The following is a 703-nucleotide window of genomic DNA, read 5'->3' as shown; positions in this document are numbered from 1 at the left end:
GCTTGATTTGATATCTAAAACCTACCGCCTAGACTCTAATACTCATATTACTTGTTTGGTATTAGCGCAAGCAATGGCTTCTCATTACTGTAACTTAAAATATGAACTGACAAAAACAACAACGGCGTCTTGATTTACAAGACGCCGTTATAGAGCTTATATTCAGAATTAATACTCCAAAAGCGTCCTTGCTTTTATATCTATACCCTACCTTTTAACCAAACTAAAAATTTAGTTAAAACCGATACAATCGTTACGATATGTTTTAGCACAAAGCCCCTAAAACTGCGTAGCAATTAAGCGGTTAAAATACCTTTTATAATATCAAGACCTTCTTGCAATACTTCATCTTCAACTGTTAGAGGAACCATGACACGAATCGCGTTGCCATGCATACCACAAGACGCTAACAATAAACCTTGTTCAAAAGCTTTAGCTTTTAGGTTAGCTGTTGCATCCGTATCAGGTTTGCCCTCACTATCGATTAGCTCAAAAGCTAACATTGCACCTTTGTGACGGATATGACCGATACTGCTAAGGTTTAGATCTTTTAAGAATGCTTCGATTTTATCGCCAATCTCAACACTACGCTCAAGTAGGTTCTCTTCTTCAATGACTTCCATGACGGCCAGTGCTGCCACACATGCAAGCGGGTTACCAGAATAAGTCCCACCCAAACCGCCGACTTGCGGTGCATCCATAA

The 703-nt window shown here is 39.4% G+C and carries 1 protein-coding gene; it reads right to left on the bottom strand.

Features of this window, described 5'->3' with window-relative positions; all coding sequences use genetic code 11:
• Positions 1-296: 296 nt before the first annotated feature.
• Positions 297-703, bottom strand: a 407-nt coding sequence (locus tag ACS8FD_RS20675; RefSeq protein WP_439277247.1) for an aminotransferase class III-fold pyridoxal phosphate-dependent enzyme, incomplete at its 5' end; no start/stop codon positions are given.

The sequence above is a fragment of the Psychrobacter sp. 1U2 genome, from assembly GCF_051847575.1.
This window is presented reverse-complemented; position numbering and strand designations above follow the sequence as displayed.